Here is a 16,885-nt window from a genome sequence, read left to right as displayed (position 1 = left end):
CCGCTCTCCCCGCGCCCCGTCCGCACCGGTCGCGTCGCCCGCCCGGCAATGCCCCTCTCGCGGAGGTAGTTGAGAGATGACCGGCACCACGCCCGCCACCCAGGAGACCCCGTCCGACGAGCAAGGCGTCTCGCTGACCGTCCGTGCCAATCCACAGACGGCCGTACAGGGGCTCGATCTGACACTGGAGACCACCGTCCGGGTCGGCAGGGGCCCAGCCGGGACGGGCAAGACCGGAAAGTTCCGGATCACCTACGAGGGACAGTTCGCCTTCCAGCGGTTCGATGACCCCAACGGCCTTTTCACCGTGGTGGAGCAGAGCCAGAGCAAGATCGTGCTGGAATCCGTGGAACTCCCGGTCGATGACGCCCGGATGGGCGTCCAGACATTCCCCGTCGTACGGGTGCTGGCCGACCCCGCCTTCGGCCACGCCGAGCTGTGGGCCGGCGCGGAGTTCGTCGGCACCGGCATCGACGTACCGCGCACTAGGAACCCGCTCCAGAAAATCCCCTACGTCCAGAACTGCGCCCTGTACCTCTCCCCGGGCATCGTCCAGCCGGCCCGCCCGGTGGCCGGCGGAGCCGACGCGAGCATCACCTGGACCCTCACCAACAAGGGGCCGTCGAGCGCCGACCACGTCGGCGCGGCTCTGAGCTACGAGGTGCCGGCGGATGGGCGGTCCGGGCCGCAGCTGGTCGATCTCGCCATCAATGGGCAGTCGATCGGCGGCGCGATGCAGTTCGAGGTGCCTTCCCTGGACGTCGGCGGCACGGCGCAGATCGTCGCGAGGTTCCACTATCCCGCCGGGCTCCGCGGAGACTACAACGCCACCCTGTGGGCTTTTCGAGCCGCCCGCGAACCATCCGACACGGTTCCCGTCCACCTCGTTGGCCGGACGCAGCTCACCCTGGCAGGTGAGCCCGCCAACCCAGTCGAGGCGGGCCGCGAAGCGTCGTTCAGCTGGAAGCTGACCAACGCCGGCCCGTCGACCGCGACCGACACCACCATCCAGGCCTCCCTGCCTCCGGGAACCACCTTCACCTCCGCCAACGACAACGGCACCCTGCAGGCGGACGGGACCGTGCGGTGGGAACTCGGCACACTGCCGCCGGACACCCCGCGCGTCCTGACCATGCGAGCCGCCACCTCCCCGGACGCCTGGGCCGGCCTCCGGGCCGAAGCCTCCGGCTGGTCCAGCACACCGGACAACACCGGTAATCCGGCCACCACCGGCGAACAGCACGTCACCGTCCCGGTCAAGGAACGCGCCACCGTCGCGTTCCCCACGGCGACGGTGGCGCCACAGCAGGTGGTCGCCGGCGCGGGCCCCGTCACCTACACCTGGCAACTGCGCAACGCCGGCCCCTCCAGCGTCCGGAACCTGACCGTCACCTCGCCCCTGCCCAAGGGCGTGGCCTTCGTCTCCGCCACCCAGGGCGGCGCCTACCGACCAGCGGACCATACCGTCGGCTGGCAGCTTGGCCGACTCCGTCCCGGGGACCTCCGGCTCTCGGTCACCGCGGACATCCGCCCCGAGAGCACCGGCGCCCAGACCGTCACGGCACAGGCCACCTCACCGACCATCGACGGCGCGACCGGCAAGCCGATTCAGGCCACCGCCCCGGCGGCGACCGTCACCGCCGTGGCACGGGCCGCCCTCTCCCTCACGGCCGGCACCCCCGAGCCGGCCTCGGTCGTCGCCGGGGACCGCGACACCCCCGTGACGCTCCGCTGGACACTGACCAACGTCGGCCCCTCCACCGCCACCGGCGTCACCGCGTCCGCCCAACTCCCCGACCACGCCCACTACCTCGCGGCGGCCCCGGGCGCCACCCTGCAGGACCGCATGGTGCACTGGCAGCTGCCCGACCTGCCGCCGTCCGACCCCGTCGAGCTCACGGTCACCGTGTGGGCCGCCCCCGAGGCGCGCGACGCCCTCACCCTCAAAGCGCGGGCGGACGCCGCCACCAAAGACCCAGCGACCGGCGCCCCGGCCACCACCGGCGAGCGGCCGACGTCCGTCCCACTGACCGTCAAAGCGCCGCTGACCGTCACCGAGACCCGCTTCGTACCCGGCACCGTCCAGGGCAAGGACCAGCTCGCCCTCTCCTGGTGCCTGGTCAACAAAGGCCCCTCACTGGCCCGCGGCGTAACGTGCGACGTGGACCTCCCCGCCACCCTCACCCTGGCCGAAGGACAGAAACTGCCCTACGTCCACCCGGTGCGCCGGGAGGGTAGCCGGTGATCACTGGAGGGACGTGGCCCTGACCTCGGGTACCGGCTGCAGCAGTGCGGCGGTGAGGGGGTGTCGGGGGGTGGTGAGCAGTTGGCCGGTCGGGCCTTGTTCGACGAGGTGGCCGTCGTCGAGGACGGCGATACGGGTGGCCAGGGTCGCGGTGTCGCGGTCGTGGGTGATCAGGACCAGGGACATCTCCGGGTGGGTCCGTACGAGGTCTGCGAGGAGCGTGCGGAGGTTCCGGCGGGTGACGGAGTCCTGGCCGGAGGTGATCTCATCGCAGATCAGGACCCGGGGGCGGGCCAGCAGTGCACGGGCCAGGGCGGCGCGCTGGAGTTCACCGCCGGAGAGCTCCGCGGGCCGGCGGCGTACGAGGTCGCCGGACAGCCCGAGGGTGCTCAGGGTGAGCTCGGCCTCGGCCAGGGCCTCGGGCCGCGGGACACGGCGCAGACGGATGGCGCTGCGCATCACCTGGCCGAGGACCGGGCGGTGTTCGTCGAAGGCGGCTCGGGCGTCCTGGAAGACGTACTGGACCGCGGCCAGTTGCTCACGAGTGCGGTCGCGGAGGCTGCGGGGCAGGGCGACGCCGTCCAGCAGGACCTCGCCGTCGTGGCTCCGGTGGAGACCGGCCAGACAGCGGGCGAGGGTGGTCTTGCCGCTGCCGGAGCGGCCCACGACGGCCGAACAGCCGGGCGGGAGAAGCAGCTCGGGGGTGTGCAGGACGGTGGACCTGCCGTGGCGGGCGGTGAGGCTCCGCACCTGGAGTACCGCCTCGGCGGCAGCCGGCCCGGAGGTGGTGCGGCCGGCCGGTGTCCCGGCGTCCGTGCTCGGGGCGATCGGATCGTCCGGCGGCTCGGCGGAGGCGGCAGGGGTGAGGAGTTCCCGGGTCCAGGAGTGCCGGGGGCGGCTCCAGAGCTGCTCCGGTGTGCCGGATTCCACGATGCGGCCGGCGCGCAGGACATGGACGTCGTGGGCCAGGGCGCGGACGACCTCCAGGTCGTGGCTCAGGAGCAGCACGGCGATGCCCTCCCGGGCCACGGCGGCCAGTTGGTCGGCGATCTGCTGCTTCGTCACGGCGTCCTGGCCGGTGGTCGGTTCGTCCGCGATGAGGGTGCGGGCGCCGGTCAGCAGGGCCTGGGCCAGGACGACGCGTTGCTGTTGGCCGCCGGAGAGCTGGTGGGGGTAGCGGTGCAGCAGGGTTTCGCCGTCGTGGAGCTGGGCCTGCGCGAGCGCGCGCAGGATGCGGCGCCGGATCTCGGACCGGCGGGCGCGGCGGGGCAGAGGGCTTACCTGGGTGCGCGCGATGTCCTGGAGGAGGGCGGCGACCGGCCGGGCGGGGTTGAGCACGGTGGCGGGGTGCTGCGGTACGTAGCCGACGAGGGTGTCGGGGGTGTGCACCTGGCCGGTCACCCTGGCGCCGGGCGGATACTCGTTGAGCAGGGCGAGTCCGGTGGTGGTCTTGCCGCTGCCGGAGGCGCCGATCAGGGCGGTGATCCGGCCGGGTGGCACCCGCAGGCTCACTCCGTCGACGAGCGCCCGGCCGTCGATGTCGACGCGTAGGTCCTGGACCTGAGCGGCCTGGTCCTGGGCCTCGGCGGACTGGCCCTGGGTCTCGGCAGGCTGGTTCATATGCACGGATCGCTCTTCTCGTCTCGCCCGGTCCCGGAGGGCGTGCCGTCGGTGGGCAGCGGTGCAGGGGTGCGGACGGGCCGGGGTGCACGGTCCCGTCCCGGCGTTCGGTCGCGGCGGGTGAGGGCGGCGTCGAAGAGCAGGTTGGTGCCCATGGTCAACGCCATGATCAGTACGGCGGGCAGCACGACGGCCCAGGGCTGGACGAACATGCCCGTCCGGTTGCGGTCGACCATCACCGCCCAGTCGGCGGCGTCCGGTTCGGCGCCGACGCCGAGGAAGGCGGCCGTGGCGACCAGGTACAGCACACCGGTGAGCCGGACCCCGGCGTCGGCGGCGAGGGTACGCAGGGCCGACCGTCCGACGTAGCCCACGGCCGTCCGCCACCAGGTCTCGCCCTGCATCCGCAGCGCCTCGACCGCGGGCCGTGCGGCCGCCTCGGCGGTGGCGGCCCGGACCGCGCGGACGGCGTCCGGGATGTTAACCAGTGCCACCAGCAGCGCGAGGCCGCCGGCACCGGGCGTCAGAACCGCCGCCACCAGCAGAATGATCAGCAGCGACGGCACGGCGAGCAGGACGTCCAACGGCCGCATCAGCAGCTCTTCCAGCCAACGGCGGTGGGTCAGCGCCCCGATGAGGCCCAACGGGAGCGCCACCGCGTAGGCCAGTGCTGTCGCCGCGAGGGCGGTCAGGACCACCGGGCGGCCGCCGAGCAGCACCTGCTGCCAGACGTCCCGGCCGACGAAGTCGGTGCCGGCCCAGTGCCCGCCGCCGACGGTGAACGAGGGCGCCCGTGGTCCGGGCTCCCCGGCGAACAGCGGCCCGAGCAGGGCGAGAAGCAGCGGGATGGCGATGACCAGCAGGGCGAAGGTGAAGCGGCCCGTTCCGGATGCCGTACGGGGGCTCATGCAGCCACCGCCGTCCGGGGCACCAGACGGTAAGTGGCCAGGTCCGCACCGAGGTTGAGGACGACGGCGGTGCAGCCGAAGACGACCGCCAGCCCCTGGATGACCGGGACATCGCGTTCCGCCACGGCATTGATCAGGACCGTTCCGAGTCCGGGAATCACGAAGAGAGCCTCCACGACGATGACACCGCACAGCAGCCAGTCGACCGTGCGGGCGAGCTGCTGGGCGGCGGGCGCAAGGGCGTTGGGGAGGGCGTGCGTATAGCGGGTGCGCGCGCCGGGGATGCCGTAGCGGCGGGCCTGCGCGACGTACGGCGAGGCCAGCGCATCGATCATCCCCGCGCGCACCAGCCGCGCCAGCGAGCACACCGGACGGGACAGCAGCACCAGTACGGGCAGCACCAGCGCCGCGGGATGGGCGAGCAGATCGTCGCCGTAGCCGACGGCGGTCGGCGGCAGCCAGCCCAGCCGCAGCGCGAAGACCGTCACCAGCAGCACCCCGAAGGCGAACTCCGGTACCGCGTACACCCCCAGGGTCACCGAGCTGATGAGGCGGTCCACGAGCCGTCCTTCGTGGCGGGCGGCCAGGACGCCGAGGCCGCCCGCCAGCGGCACCAGCAGGAGCAGGGTGAGCGCGGCGAGCAGCAGGGTCGGTCCGAAGCCGTCGGCGAGGTAGGAGCTGACCGGCCGGCCCGAGGTGAGCGAGGTGCCGAGGTCGCCGTGCAGCAGCCCGGCCGTCCATGAGGCGAGGCGTTCGTGGACGGGCCGGTCCAGGTGCATGGTCTCCCGGATGGCCGCGATCCGCCCGGGGTCGGGCTGGTCGCCGGCGAGCACCACCGCGGCGTCGCCGGGCAGCGCCTCGGTGAGGGCGAAGACGAGCAGCACGACCGCGACGGTCTGCCCGGCGCCGAGCAGCAGCCGCCGGGCCAGCCATGACCGCAGACCGTTCACGCGAGCCACACCTTGTCGAAGCGGGCCCAGTCGAGCGTGTTGGCGGGGGCCTTGTGTGCCACGCCGCGGACCGTGCGGGCGGTGCCCAGGATCCAGTCGGCGAAGCCCCACACCAGGAAGCCGCCCTCGGCGTACAGCCGGCGCTGCATGCGCGCGTACACGGCTGCCCGGTCCTTCTTGTCCTTGGTGGACTGGGCCTGCTGGTAGAGCGCGTCGAAGTCCTTGTGGTGCCACTTGGTGGCGTTGGTGGTGGAGCCGGACAGCAGGCGCTGGGAGAAGTGTGACTCGATGGGCATCGCGCCGGAGCGGTAGCAGCACAGCGTTCCGGATTCGAGGGTGTCCTGCCAGTAGCTGTCCTTGCTGCCCATCGCCACCTTCACCCGCACTCCGGCCTTGGCGGCCTGGTCGCGGAAGATGGCGGCGGCCTCGGTGAACCCTGCGGCGACGGCGGAGGTGTCCAGGGTGACCCGGAGCCCGTCGGCGCCGGCCTTCTTCAGCAGGTGGCGGGCCCGGTCCAGGTCCTGTTCGCGCTGCGGCAGACCGTCCGCGTAGTACTCGTACCCCTTGCCGAACAGGTCGTTGCCGATCTCGCCGGCGCCGGAGAGCGCACCGTCGACCAGTTCCTTGCGGTCGGCGAGGAGGAAGAACGCCTCGCGCACCCTCTTGTCGTCGAACGGCGCCCGGTCGGTCTTCATCGCGAACGCCTGCATCGCGCTGTTGCGCAGCCGGACGATCTCGATCTGCCCCTTGCCCTCGTGTGCGCGGGCGGTCGTCGGCGACAGCTCGTGGGCGTACTCGACCTGGCCGCCCAGCAGGGAGTTGACGCGTGCGGACTCCTCGTTGGCGACCAGGAATTCCAGCTGCTCCAGGTAGGGCGCGCCGTCCCAGTAGTCGTCGTTGCGCCGGAAGACGGCGGAGCGTCCGGGCGTGAAGGAGACGAAGCGGAAGGGGCCGCTGCCGACCGGTTTCGTGTCGAAGTCCGTCGCGCCGTCGGGGACGATATAGGCGCCGAACGCGGCCAGGAGGTTGGGGAATTCAGCAGTCGGACGCTTCAGCGCGAACTCGACGGTGCGCTCGTCGACGGCGCGGCTCGCCTTGAGGTCGAGGGGCTCCAGGGAGGCCTTGGCGCGGAACGCCTTCTTGGGGTCGGCGATCCGGCGGAAGCTGTAGAGGACATCGCGGGCGGTGACCGGCTTGCCGTTGTGGAAGGACGCCTTGCGCAGCTTCACCGTCCAGCGGTCCAGAGTGGTGTTCGGCTCCCAGGACGCGGCCAGCCGCGGCTCGGCGGCGAGATCGGCACCGAAGTCGGCGAGCTTGTCGAAGAGGGCCTTGGCGCGGGCGGCGTCGGCGAAGAGGTTGGCCAGATGCGGGTCGAGGGTCTCGCTCGCACCGCCGCCGGCGAAGGCGGCACGCAGCTTCCCGCCGCGCCGGGGCTTGCCGCCGCTGTCAGCGGCGCCCTCGGAGGGGCTGGTGCAGCCGGCGAGCGCGAGCGCGCCGAGGCCGGCCGCCCCGCCGGCCGCGGCGAGGAAGCCGCGGCGGCGCAGGCCGGGGAAGCGGGGGTCGTTGACGGGACCTTCGTACATGGCGGTTTCCTTGCTGTGCGCGGGTGGGTGGAGGGAGGCCGGGCGGCCGTCAGTCGTGCCGGGTCAGCCGGGCGACGAGGTGGAGCCGGTCCCCGTCGGCGGACTCGCCCGGCCCGGCGCCCTCGTGCCAGGCCGGGTCCGTCCGCGGCCCCGGCCCGTCGTGCAGGTCGAGGACCTCGAAGCCGTGCGCGGCGAGGACGTAGCGCAGCTCCTGGGGGAAGAGCAGGCGCCATGCGGAACGCTGCTCGTGTGGCGGGGTGCCGTCGTCGGTGGTCCAGAGGCGGGTGCGGCGCAGGAGTTGGGCGGCGCGGTCGATGTACAGCGTGGTGGTGGAGGAGTAGGCGGTGCCGCGCCAGGTGAAGTCGTTGACGGCCGGGGCGTCGAGCAGTTCCGTCCGGCCGAGGAAGAAGGCCCCGTTGCGCATCTCGGCCACGAGCAGCCCGCCGGGCGTGAGGCCGCGCCGGCAGGAGGCGAGGAAGCCGTCGAGTTCGGCGTTGGTGTGGCAGTAGAGCAGGGCGCTGTCCAGGCAGACGATGGCGTCGAAGGGGCCTTGGCGGAGGTCGAAGTCGCGCAGGTCGGCTTGTACGTAGTCCGGACCGGGGTGCTGTGTGCGGGCGTGGGCCAGCATCGCGGCGGAGAGGTCAGCGCCGACGACGGTGCGGCCCGCCCCGTGCAGATGGGCGGCGTCCCGTCCGGTGCCGCAGCCGAGGTCGAGCACGCGGTGTCCCGCGCGGTGCCGGCGCAGGCAGTCCTCGGCCCAGCGGCCGGCGAGCCGTTCGGTGTCGGGGAAGCGGGCCTCGTAGAGCTCCGGGTTGTCGGTCAGCAGGTTTTCGCTGGTCATATCCGTTTCCATGGGTGTGGTCAGGCCTTCCCCGCCGTCGTGGGCTCCGCGGTGGCCGGTACGGGGTCGGTTGCCCGCCCCGGCAGACCGCGCAGCCGGTGCAGCCAGGCGACGCCGGCCGCGGAGACGAGGCCGAAAGCCAGGCAGCAGGCCCACGGCAGCCACTGGGTACGGGTGTGTTCGCCGGTGTCCATGGCCCAGCCGACGACGGTGTTGCCCGCCGCAGCGGCGATGCCGGAGACCACGTAGAACAGTCCGAAGTAGGTGCCGGTGAGCTCGGCGCGGCCGAAGGCGGGAATCAGCTCCATCACGAACGGCTGGGCGACCATGACGCCGAGGTAGAGCAGCAGCGCCCCGGCCAGGACGGGCAGTGCGCGCAACGCGGCCTCGCCGGGGCCGCCGGACGGCGGTCCCAGGGCCGCGACAGCCATCGGCGGGACGAAGCCGAGGCCCATGAGACCGAGGCCGGCGCTGATCCACCGCGCGCGGTCGCCGCGCTCCTTGAGGGCGCGGGTGATCCGCATCTGGAGCGCGAGGTTGGCGACGGTGCCGATGAGGAACACCAGACCGGCCGCGCCGTCCCAGCCGGTGGCCCGCCGGGCGCCGTCGGGCAGCAGCAGATACAGCTGGTTCTGCATGGTGAACATGCCGACCATGGCCAGCGCGAAGGCCAGGAAGACGCGGTTGCCGAGGACCTCGCGCCAGTCGCCGAGGACGCTGTTGGCCGCCGGGGCGACCTTGGACGCGGGCAGCACCACGGCCTGGGCGACGGTGAGCAGGGCGAAGATCGCGGCGGCGGTCAGCGCGGAGACCCGGAAGTCGACCAGCAGCAGGGCGCTGCCGAGCAGCGGCCCGATCAGGGCTCCGGTGGTCGCGAAGACGTTGAAGAGCGCGAACGCCTCGGCCTTGCGCGGGCCCGCCTCCTGCGCGAGATAGGCGCGTACCGCGGGGTTGAACAGCGCGCCGGCCAGCCCGGAGAGCACGGACGCCGCGATGAGGACGACCAGGCCGTCGCCGAGTGCGAAGAGGCCGAAGCCGACGGTCCGCAGCGCGCAGCCGGCGATGATGACACCACGTGCGCCCAGCCGGTCGGCGGCCGATCCGCCGATGAGGAACAGGCCCTGCTGGCTCAGGTTGCGCACGCCGAGGATGATCCCGACGACCGCGGCGGACATTCCGAGGTCTTCGCCGAGGTGCACGGCGAGGTACGGAATGAGCAGATAGAAGCCGGTGTTGACGCCGAGCTGGTTGATCAGCAGCAGGCGGATGGCGATCGGGAAGCGGCGCATCTCGTGCCAGGTCTTCACCGGTTTGCCTCCCCGCCGCGGACCGGCTCCGTCGTCTCCTGGCCTGCTGTTTCTTGGTCCGCCGTCTCCTGGCCCGCTGTCTCCTGGCCCGCTGTCTCCCCGCCCGGTGGCGGTGCGCCGTGGGCCGGCCGGACGCCGAGGCCCGGTTCCCGGCCGGCGCGTACGGTGCCGTCCGTGCCGCCGATACCGGTCCAGGGGTCGTGGGCGAGCAGCAAGTGGCCGTCCAGGTCCGTCCATCGGGCGCGGTCGGCGAGGTGGACGGCGGGGGCGAGGCCGAGGGTGCTGGCGGTGAGGCAGCCGAGCATCAGCTCGGTACCGCTGCCGGCGAGCAGGTCGGCGATGCGCAGCGCCGCGGTGACCCCACCGCACTTCGCGAGCTTGACGTTGATGCCGTGCACCCGCCCGGCCAGCCGCCGGGCATCCTCGAAGCCGGCCGCGTCCTCGTCGGCGATGATGGGCAGCGGCGAGCGTGCGGCGAGTGCGGCCAGTGTCTCGGGGTCGCCGGGGGCGAGCGGCTGCTCCACCGCCTCGACGCCGAGGCCGGCGTAGCGGGGCAGCAGGGCGTCGGCCAGGGTGGTACTCCAGGCGCCGTTGGGGTCGAGCAGCAGCCGGGCGTGCGGTGCGGCGTTGCGTACCGCCAGTACGCGGTCGAGGTCGTCCTCGGGGTCCGGAGCACCGGCCTTGATCTTGATGACGGAGAAGCCGAGCCGGGCCAGCCGGCCCGCCTGCTCCGCGGCCGCACGGCACGAGGTGATGCCGATGGTGCGGGCGGTGGCGGCGCTCGGCGCTTCCGACGCGCCGAGCAACTGGTGCACGGGCAGGCCGGCGCGCTTCCCGACGAGATCGAGCAGCGCGGACTCCACGGCCGCGGTCACCGCCGGGGGCATGCCGGGCGCGGGCAGGTCGCCCGCGCGCAGGGCGTCGAGGGCGCTCTCGGGGGTGGCGCAGCGGGCGAGTTCCCGCGCGGCCTCGTGCAGCAGCCGGCCGAGGGTGGCGGCGTCCAGGCCGTAGTACGTGCTGGTGACGGCTTCTCCGTAGCCGCTGTGGCCTTGGTGCTCGATGGCGAGCCATACGGCGTCGCGGGCCGCCATCGTGGAGCGGGATATCCGCAGCGGCTCGGTGAGTTCGAGTCGTACGGTGCGCTGGCTGACCTTCACGGGGCTTCTTCCCAGGTGGTGGGGCAGGCGGGGTGGTGCGTGGCGGCGGGCAGCGGGGCGGGCGGGCGTCCGCTCGCCGCGGCCGGGGGTGCGAGCGGGTCGGCGACCGTCCCGCACCGGGTCCATCCGGTCGCCTCCGCGGCCGTCGGATGCGGGATCTCGACCGGGCGGGTGGCGGCCGTGGCCAGGTCCAGGCCGTGGGCGGTGGCGAAGTCGTCGTCGTAGACGCTGTTGAGGTAGCGCTGCGGACCGTCGGGGAAGACGGTGGCGACCACGGCCCCGGGGTGTACCCGTGCGGCCCATGCGGAGACCAGGGCGACCGCGCCGGTGCTCCAGCCGCCGCTGACGAAGTTGCCGGTGGCGAGCCTGCGGCAGGCGTCCGCGGACTCGGCCGGGCCGACCCAGTGCACCTCGTCGAAGGCGTCGTAGGCCACATTGCGTGGATGGATGCTGCTGCCGAGGCCCCGCATCAGCCGGGCCCTGGCGGGCTGGCCGAAGATCGTCGAGCCGGTGGCGTCCACACCGATCAGCCGCAGCTGCGGCCAGTGCCGGCGCAGCGGGCCGACGACGCCCGCGCTGTGGCCTCCGGTGCCGACGCTGCACACCAGGACGTCGAGATGGTCGAGTTCGGCTGCCATTTCGGCGGCGAGGGAGGCGTAACCGGCGACATTGTCGGGGTTGTTGTACTGGTCGGGCCAGTACGCGCCGGGCAGCTCGGCGAGCAGCTGCCGCAGCCGGGCCAGCCGGGCCGCCTGCCATCCGCCGTCGGCCGCCGGACGGTCGACGAGTTCGAGCCGGACCCCGTGGGTCCGCAGCAGCTGGCGCATGGACGGCTCCAGCTCGGTGTCGCCGACCAGCACGACCGGATGGCCGAGCGCCTGGCCCGCGAAGGCCAGACCGATGCCGAGTGTGCCGGAGGTGGACTCCACGACGGGGGCGCCGGGCCGTAGTTGGCCGCGCTCCCGGGCGCCGAGCAGCATGGACACGGCGGCCCGTGCCTTCATGCCGCCCGCGCCGAGCGCTTCGAGCTTGGCCCAGAAGCCGGGGTGCGGGCAGGGGAGGTCGGCGGTGACCCGGGCGAGCGGAGTGCGGCCGAGCAGGCCGAGGAGCGCGCGGTTGCCGGTCGGATGCCGGACGGCCGTGGTCACCGGGCGGCTCCGGATGCCTCGTCGCGGTAGCGGTGGACGAGACCCGGTCCGCCGTCGAGCCAGAAGAACGGGTACGGCTCCGCACACACCGCGCTCACCCCGGAGCCGAGGAACCGCGGCAGCACCGCGCTGCCGGTCTGGGCGAACATCACCAGGGGCTTGCCGTGGCGCAGCGCGTGCTCCCGCAGCGGTTCGAAGCTGCCGTTGCCCAGGGTCATCCCGGAGGCGAGCACCGCGTCGCAGTGCTCCAACTCGGCGAGCGCATCGGTGCGGACGGGCTCGCCCCACTCCGTCGTACCGCCCTTGAGGTCGCAGGGCACATACGACAGCTCGCGCTCACGGAGCGCCTCCAGCAGCGAGTTGACCACGCCGACCACGAGCACCCGGGAGCCCGGCGCGGTAGCGACCAGTCCGGTGACGGCCCGTGCCCTGGCCCGGGACTTCCGCAGGGACGACCCGGCCGGCAGCGACCAGGGCCGTGCGCCGTTCGCGGGCGTGTGCGGGAGGACATGCATCAGATAGGTGTCGAGGGCGGCCACCCGCACCGGGCGCAGTTCGTGCGCCAGGAGGCGGGCCAGGTCCGCGCCGACACAGTCCTCGATCGCGGCGTCCGGCAGCTCACCGGGCTCCACCGCGCAGGAGCCGACGGCAGCGGCCAGCCGCAGGCTCAGCACTTCGTTGCGGTAGCCGCCGCTGCGGCCCTCGTGGCGTACGGCCTGCCGGGTGCTGAAGGCGACGGCGACCTTCTGGGTACGCGGGTCGGGCCCGAAGTCCCCGTCGAGGACACGGGCCACGAGGTCGTCGTACGAAGCGGCGGGGGCAGGGAGGTGGGTGGTGGGGGTGGTCATCGGTTCACCACCCGCGGGCGCAGCTCGGACAGCAGCGCTTCGACGCGCCGGCGCGCGGCCGGGCCCTCGGCGTCGCCGGCCATGACATGCCCCAGGTACTCGTTGTTGCTGCCGGCCGCCTTGACCGCCTTGCCGGGGTCGGCGAGCTGGACTTCGAGCACACCCGGCGCCTTCCGCACGAGGTCCGCGCCGTCGATCTCCTCCAGCACGCCCGTGGACTGCGGGACGAGGAAGCCGATCGCGGCGCTGCGCAGCCCGGTGTCCCGTATCCGCAGATCGGGACGCTGTCCTATCGCCACGTCCACCGCGGCAGCGGCAATGTCGACACCGGTGACATGGCGGATCAGTTCGGTGATGCGGTTGCCCGCGGGGCGGGGGTTGACCTCGATCAGACGCGGTCCGTCGGGCGTCAGCTTGATCTCCGTGTGCGCCACGACGCCGTCGAGTCCGAGTGCCTCGATCGCCTGGCGGGCCGTCTCCCCGGCCGCTGCCGTATCGGCCGCCGGGAGCGGGGCGGGGAACATATGGCCGGTCTCGATGAAGGCCGGCGCCCCGCCGACGCTCTTGTCGGTCACCCCGACCACCTCGGTGGCGCCGTCGAACGTCACGGTCTCGACGCTGACTTCGGGTCCGTGCAGCAGCTCTTCGAGGAGGACCACGGGCGCCCGGCGCTGACCGCGGGCGTTGACGGGGAAGCCCTCCAGCGCGCGGTAGGCGCGGGCCAGCTCCGCTTCGTCGTCGACGCGCCGGACGAACATGCCCGCGCACAGATCGACGGGCTTGAGTACCAGCGGATAACCGATCCCGGCCGCCGCGGCGGCGGCTTCGGACCGGTCCCTACAGACCGCGAAGCGCGGCCCGGGGAGCCCGGCGGCGGCGAGCACCTGCCGGGTCGCGTCCTTGCGGCAGGCGTTCTCGACCGCTTCGGGTGCCGGGCCGGGCAGTCCGAGGTGGCCGGCGATCCGCGCGACGGTCGGGAGGTAGTAGTCGCAGGAGGTGATCACACCGTCGAAGCCGAGCGCGGGGTGCAGCCGCTCGACGTACGGCAGCAGCGATTCGAGGTCGTTGGTGTCGGCGGTCAGCACATTGCGGGCGCCGAGCAGCGGGTGAGCGGCGCCCTCGGGCGCGGAGCGGAGGTAGTGGTGCAGGTCGCGGGTGAGGAAGGTGAACTCGTGTCCGCCCTCACGGATCGCGCGTGGGAGCAGCCTGCTCATCGCTCCGACCCAGCTCTCGACCATCAGCAGATGAGCCACGGTGTCCCTTCTTCGCAGCGTTGTTCGGGCCTTGTTGCGGCGGTACTTGACGGAGCGGTGGCCCCTTGGCGAGGGCCGTCCGGCTTGACCGGGCCACACTGTAAACGATAATCATTTTCACCACCAAGTCCTGCGGCACCCTCCGCCGCACTCCCGAATGCGAGACCTGTGATTCCTGCCGTACGCCGCACGGGCCTGCTCTGCGCCCTGACGGCCACCGCCGCCCTGCTCCCGGCCGCCCCCGCTCCCGCCGCTCCCCCGCCACCGGCTCTCCACTTCGGCTCCTGCCCGGACTCCGTACCGGCCCCGCCCGCGCCCGAACGGGTCGAGTGCGGCCGGCTGAGCGTCCCGCTGGACCGGAGCCACCCGCACGGCAAGCACCTCGACATCGCCGTGTCCCGGGTCCGCGCCTCCGGACCGGACTCCGAGCGGCGTGGCGTCCTGCTGGTCAACCCGGGCGGGCCCGGCGGGTCGGGCCTCCCCTACGCGGTCACCAAGCGCGCCAAACTGCCGGAGCAGGTGCGGCGTTCGTACGACGTGATCGGCTTCGACCCGCGCGGCACCGGTGCCAGCGCGCCCGCGGACTGCGGCCCGATGGGCGGCCTCTTCGACAGCCCGGGCCAGGACCCGGTGCCGGCAGGGCGGACGGCCGAGCAGGCGTACCTCGACGGACTGCGGCGGACCGCCGACGACTGCGCCCGGCACCTCAAGGACGCGCTGCCACATCTGTCGACCACCGAGACCGCCCGGGACATGGACGCCATACGGGAGGCGCTCGGTGAGCGCCGGATCGGCTATCTCGGCGTCTCCTACGGCAGCTATCTCGGGGCCGCCTACGCCGCTCAATTCCCGCAGCGGGTGGGCCGGATGGTGCTCGACAGCGTCGTCGGCCCCGGGGAGTGGTACGACTTCGATCTTCTCCAGAGCCGGGCCATGGTGCGCCAGCGGGCGGTGTTCTTCGCCTGGGCGGCCCGGCACGAGAAGCGCTTCGGGCTCGGCACGGACGGGACGGCGGTACGTACCGCGTACCAGCGGGTGCGGGACGGTCTCGCCGAGCGCCCCGTGGACGGCTTCGGGGCGGCGGAGTTCGACCGCGCCGTGTACCGGGCGCTGGGCCGCACCGAACGCTGGGCGGGCCTCGCCGACGGCCTGCGGACCTACCTGCGCGACGGCACCACCGGCCCGCTGCGCCCGGCGGAGCCCTTCGACGGCCCCGCGTCACGTACGTATGAAGCCGCCAACCGCACGGTCAAGTGCGCGGACGGACCGGCACCCTCGCCTGCCCGCGTGGTCGCCGACATCCGGCGGATGCGGCGGCTCGACCCGCAGCCGGTGCTCACCGGGATGGAGGCCTCGGTGTGCGCGTACTGGCACCACCGGCCCGCGCACGCTACGCCGCTCGGCAGCCCGGACGCACCACCGGTCCTGCTGATCGCCTCCGAGCACGACCCCGTCACCCCCGTCGAAGGCGCCCGGGCACTGCAACGACGGCTGCCCGGCTCCCGTCTGGTCTCCCTCCACGACGACTACTCACACGGAGTGTTCGCCAGCCGGGGCAACGGCTGTGTGGACGGGACGGCCGCGGCCTATCTGACCGACGGAACCGTGCCGCGCGCCGACGTGCACTGCACGGGGCCCGGACTGCCCACCCCATGAGCCTCGTTGAGTGAGGGCGGACGGCCCGGCCCGCGCCACAGGACCGGGCCCGCGCCGTCGCCCGCCCGGCGTTCACCCTCCGCCCGCGCCCGCCTCTCCACAGAGCGCACAGCTGTCCTTGCCGTCCCATTCGCCCCACCCGAACACCGCGGGAGACAGGGGCAGCCCCTCCAGTTCGTCGCGCACCGCCACCCGGTAGGCCCTCACCGCTGCGAGGTAGGGGTGATAGACGTCGTGGAAGGCGGGTGAGGTCGACGAGGCGCCGGTCGCGACCACGCGCTGCAGGCTGCGGAGGTGCGCGAACATCGCCTGTCCGGGCGCCGGCGATGGTGGTGGTCGCATCGATGTCGATGCACACCTCCCGCCGCCGCGCCTCGGCACCACGGTCGTGTGCGTGCCGATGCCCGAGGGCTGTCTCGTCACTCGATGACCCATGGCCGATGCCGACGCTTGACCTTGCAGTTGCTGTAAGGGTGACCATGGCCTCATGTTGTCGATCAGCGAATTCAGCGAAATGTGCCATCTGCCGCCGCAGACGCTGCGGTACTACCACTCCGAGGGGCTGCTCGTCCCGGCCCACGTCGACGAGCAGACCGGATACCGCTCGTACCTGCTGGAGCAGGCCGAACAGGCCATGCTGATCACCGTCCTGCGCGGCACGGGAATGAGCGTCAAGCTCGTCCGGCGTGCTCTCGACGAGCCGGACGCGACCCCGGCCCTGTTGCAGCAGCACAGTGCGGAGGTGGAGCGGCAGCGGCAGGCTCAGGACGAGGCGATCAGGGACGCACGGAGATTCTTCGACTCATGGCCGGAGGTGCGCCGGCGCCACACACCCGAGATGACCGTGGTGTCGAAGCTGGTGCCCGGCACGTCAGCCGTGCGCAACCCGTACGAATGGGATGAGTCCGATGCCGCCGTCACCGCCACCGTTCAGGACATGGTCAAGACCGTGGAGTCCTGCGGAGCCGTCGTCTCGGGGCCTCCTTGGCAAACCCTGGCCGGCGAGACCCCGGAGCAGAAGAGGCAGGCCCTCTCCGGCGAGGGGCCGTGCTGGCTGGTGAAGATTCCCGTCACGGCGGACGAGGACGCCCTCGCGGCTCTGCCCGGCGACATCGAGGTACAGCTCTTCGAGGCCCGCGAGGAACTGTCGATATTCATCCCCGGCACATTCTCGATCGCCAAGTACTGCACCGCGCTCTCGCGCCTGGTCCCGCATCCCGTCGACGACGCATACGTCGACATCACCCGCATGCGGCATCTGCTGCACGACGACGGTGTCGAAACCGCTGCGGCGATCCGTACGCTCGACGAGACCGGCGCGGACGAGTGAGGCGACGAGCGGCTCCCTGTGCACCGAGAGTCCTGGGGA

At 72.8% G+C, this 16,885-nt stretch carries 14 protein-coding genes; 3 read left to right on the top strand and 11 right to left on the bottom strand.

Going from position 1 to position 16,885, the window contains the following annotated elements; genetic code table 11:
* The first annotated feature begins 76 nt into the window (after window positions 1-76).
* The gene (locus SLV14N_RS38485; protein ID WP_263272981.1) at window positions 77-2,245 is read left to right on the top strand and encodes a DUF11 domain-containing protein; all 2,169 of its coding nucleotides are present in this window, start codon (window positions 77-79) and stop codon (window positions 2,243-2,245) included.
* Here SLV14N_RS38485 and SLV14N_RS38480 read toward each other — a convergent pair whose 3' ends face one another.
* From SLV14N_RS38480 to SLV14N_RS38435, 10 genes are read right to left on the bottom strand one after another with little or no spacing between them, the layout of a single operon-like run.
* A complete protein-coding gene (locus SLV14N_RS38480) occupies window positions 2,246-3,865 on the bottom strand; it encodes an ABC transporter ATP-binding protein (protein WP_263272980.1) in 1,620 nt (539 codons plus the stop codon).
* Window positions 3,862-4,773, bottom strand: a complete 912-nt coding sequence (locus SLV14N_RS38475) for an ABC transporter permease (protein WP_263272979.1) — start codon at window positions 4,771-4,773, stop codon at window positions 3,862-3,864. The genes SLV14N_RS38480 and SLV14N_RS38475 overlap by 4 nt, the downstream gene beginning before the upstream one ends.
* Window positions 4,770-5,723: an ABC transporter permease gene (locus SLV14N_RS38470; protein ID WP_208687472.1), complete on the bottom strand. Its 954-nt coding sequence runs from the start codon at window positions 5,721-5,723 to the stop codon at window positions 4,770-4,772. Before SLV14N_RS38470 ends, SLV14N_RS38475 begins: the two co-directional genes overlap by 4 nt.
* Complete coding sequence (locus SLV14N_RS38465) at window positions 5,720-7,306, bottom strand: ABC transporter substrate-binding protein (protein ID WP_208687471.1); 1,587 nt, start codon at window positions 7,304-7,306, stop codon at window positions 5,720-5,722. Before SLV14N_RS38465 ends, SLV14N_RS38470 begins: the two co-directional genes overlap by 4 nt.
* 49 nt (window positions 7,307-7,355) lie before the next feature.
* A complete protein-coding gene (locus SLV14N_RS38460; RefSeq protein ID WP_208687470.1) occupies window positions 7,356-8,147 on the bottom strand; it encodes a class I SAM-dependent methyltransferase in 792 nt (263 codons plus the stop codon).
* A gap of 20 nt (window positions 8,148-8,167) precedes the next feature.
* Complete coding sequence (locus SLV14N_RS38455) at window positions 8,168-9,454, bottom strand: MFS transporter (protein ID WP_263272978.1); 1,287 nt, start codon at window positions 9,452-9,454, stop codon at window positions 8,168-8,170.
* Window positions 9,451-10,611, bottom strand: coding sequence for a mandelate racemase/muconate lactonizing enzyme family protein (locus tag SLV14N_RS38450; protein ID WP_263272977.1), 1,161 nt, complete (start codon window positions 10,609-10,611; stop codon window positions 9,451-9,453). The genes SLV14N_RS38455 and SLV14N_RS38450 overlap by 4 nt, the downstream gene beginning before the upstream one ends.
* Window positions 10,608-11,759, bottom strand: a complete 1,152-nt coding sequence (locus SLV14N_RS38445; protein WP_269470894.1) for a PLP-dependent cysteine synthase family protein — start codon at window positions 11,757-11,759, stop codon at window positions 10,608-10,610. The genes SLV14N_RS38450 and SLV14N_RS38445 overlap by 4 nt, the downstream gene beginning before the upstream one ends.
* Entirely contained in the window at window positions 11,756-12,607 is an 852-nt protein-coding gene (locus tag SLV14N_RS38440) for a DUF364 domain-containing protein (protein WP_263272976.1), read from the bottom strand. Before SLV14N_RS38440 ends, SLV14N_RS38445 begins: the two co-directional genes overlap by 4 nt.
* Complete coding sequence (locus SLV14N_RS38435; RefSeq protein ID WP_263272975.1) at window positions 12,604-13,860, bottom strand: ATP-grasp domain-containing protein; 1,257 nt, start codon at window positions 13,858-13,860, stop codon at window positions 12,604-12,606. Before SLV14N_RS38435 ends, SLV14N_RS38440 begins: the two co-directional genes overlap by 4 nt.
* A 168-nt stretch (window positions 13,861-14,028) precedes the next feature.
* On the opposite strand from SLV14N_RS38435, the gene SLV14N_RS38430 reads away from it, so the two are divergent.
* Complete coding sequence (locus SLV14N_RS38430; RefSeq protein ID WP_263272974.1) at window positions 14,029-15,516, top strand: alpha/beta hydrolase; 1,488 nt, start codon at window positions 14,029-14,031, stop codon at window positions 15,514-15,516.
* Between the two features lie 72 nt (window positions 15,517-15,588).
* On the opposite strand, the gene SLV14N_RS38425 is transcribed toward SLV14N_RS38430, so the two are convergent.
* Window positions 15,589-15,858, bottom strand: a complete 270-nt coding sequence (locus tag SLV14N_RS38425; RefSeq protein WP_263272973.1) for a hypothetical protein — start codon at window positions 15,856-15,858, stop codon at window positions 15,589-15,591.
* Between the two features lie 145 nt (window positions 15,859-16,003).
* Here SLV14N_RS38425 and SLV14N_RS38420 point away from each other — a divergent pair, with 145 nt between their 5' ends.
* Complete coding sequence (locus SLV14N_RS38420) at window positions 16,004-16,846, top strand: MerR family transcriptional regulator (protein WP_263272971.1); 843 nt, start codon at window positions 16,004-16,006, stop codon at window positions 16,844-16,846.
* The last annotated feature ends 39 nt before the right edge of the window (window positions 16,847-16,885 follow it).

The organism is Streptomyces sp. Je 1-4 4N24 (genome assembly GCF_026239515.1).
In the GTDB taxonomy this organism is placed as follows: domain Bacteria; phylum Actinomycetota; class Actinomycetes; order Streptomycetales; family Streptomycetaceae; genus Streptomyces; species Streptomyces nigrescens.
Note: the sequence above shows the minus strand (reverse complement) of the source record. Positions and strands in the feature narration are given on the sequence as shown.

What these genes read in the sequence shown, in the direction of transcription:
- SLV14N_RS38485 (WP_263272981.1), top strand. Translation starts at nt 77, where the DNA reads ATGACCGGCACCACGCCCGCCACCCAGGAGACCCCGTCCGACGAGCAA.
- SLV14N_RS38480 (WP_263272980.1), bottom strand. Translation starts at nt 3,865, where the DNA reads ATGAACCAGCCTGCCGAGACCCAGGGCCAGTCCGCCGAGGCCCAGGAC.
- SLV14N_RS38440 (WP_263272976.1), bottom strand. Translation starts at nt 12,607, where the DNA reads ATGACCACCCCCACCACCCACCTCCCTGCCCCCGCCGCTTCGTACGAC.
- SLV14N_RS38475 (WP_263272979.1), bottom strand. Translation starts at nt 4,773, where the DNA reads ATGAGCCCCCGTACGGCATCCGGAACGGGCCGCTTCACCTTCGCCCTG.
- SLV14N_RS38420 (WP_263272971.1), top strand. Translation starts at nt 16,004, where the DNA reads ATGTTGTCGATCAGCGAATTCAGCGAAATGTGCCATCTGCCGCCGCAG.
- SLV14N_RS38425 (WP_263272973.1), bottom strand. Translation starts at nt 15,858, where the DNA reads ATGCGACCACCACCATCGCCGGCGCCCGGACAGGCGATGTTCGCGCAC.
- SLV14N_RS38460 (WP_208687470.1), bottom strand. Translation starts at nt 8,147, where the DNA reads ATGACCAGCGAAAACCTGCTGACCGACAACCCGGAGCTCTACGAGGCC.
- SLV14N_RS38465 (WP_208687471.1), bottom strand. Translation starts at nt 7,306, where the DNA reads ATGTACGAAGGTCCCGTCAACGACCCCCGCTTCCCCGGCCTGCGCCGC.